General features: G+C 43.2%; 2 protein-coding genes. Both read right to left on the bottom strand.

Features of this window, described 5'->3' with window-relative positions:
* A partial coding sequence (locus ACFILW_RS10345) for a phage major tail tube protein (protein ID WP_375685796.1) occupies positions 1 to 487 on the bottom strand: 487 nt, incomplete at its 3' end.
* Positions 487 to 783 (bottom strand): phage tail sheath C-terminal domain-containing protein (locus tag ACFILW_RS10340; RefSeq protein WP_375632001.1); only part of this gene is annotated, 297 nt, incomplete at its 5' end. The genes ACFILW_RS10345 and ACFILW_RS10340, both read right to left, overlap by 1 nt.

The following is a 783-nucleotide window of genomic DNA, read 5'->3' as shown; positions in this document are numbered from 1 at the left end:
TATGGTCTGCGAGTTGATTGACGCCATTGAATTTTCTCACCAAGTTGAGGACATCTATCTCAACGATTTCAACGTCCTTCTGGACATATTTGAAATATTGCAATGTGAAGGTAGTTGTGGATGTTGCTTTGCTGCTAGGTTGCCATTCTGCCATTTCAAAGCCTTTGCATAGTCCTCTCATGGTAATGACAACACCTTCTGCTGGTGTGCCTTGCGCTTGCATTGAACTTCGTAATGAGATATCGACATCTGTGCGCCCCAACAGTGCCATCAATTCTGGAGAGCAATCAGAAATGGTCATGCTAAGCGTGAGGGTTTCAAGACCAAGATCAACCTCAATGGAGCTATCCATGCCTCCACCACGATAACTTTCAACAACCAAGTTCAAATTCGGTAATGTTACGCTTTCACATTTTGCTTGATAGGGAATGCCGTCGACAAAAATGTTAAAATATTTCAAAACTCTTGGTAAAACGGGGATAGCCATTAAAAAATCTCCTCTAAATAATCATTCACAATGCGTGAACGGAATGTGATGTGTTCTGCTGGTGTTGTTGGTGTGAATTCGACATTGAAATAGACTCTGCCGCCTTCAATGGCGCTTGCTGTATTCAACTCTAGATCAGGCGTACAACGTCCACCAAGAATGGCGCCTTGTGCTTTTAAATCACGCAAATAGGCATTGACGCTTTCACTCACGTCACTCATGTAGGTTTTTTTGATATTGCGGTCGACAGCCCATAGATGTCCGCGCAAAATGGCATCATTGATCATATCTGCGGT

The organism is Bartonella sp. TT110JLCBS (assembly GCF_042193405.1).
GTDB lineage: Bacteria > Pseudomonadota > Alphaproteobacteria > Rhizobiales > Rhizobiaceae > Bartonella.
This window is presented reverse-complemented; position numbering and strand designations above follow the sequence as displayed.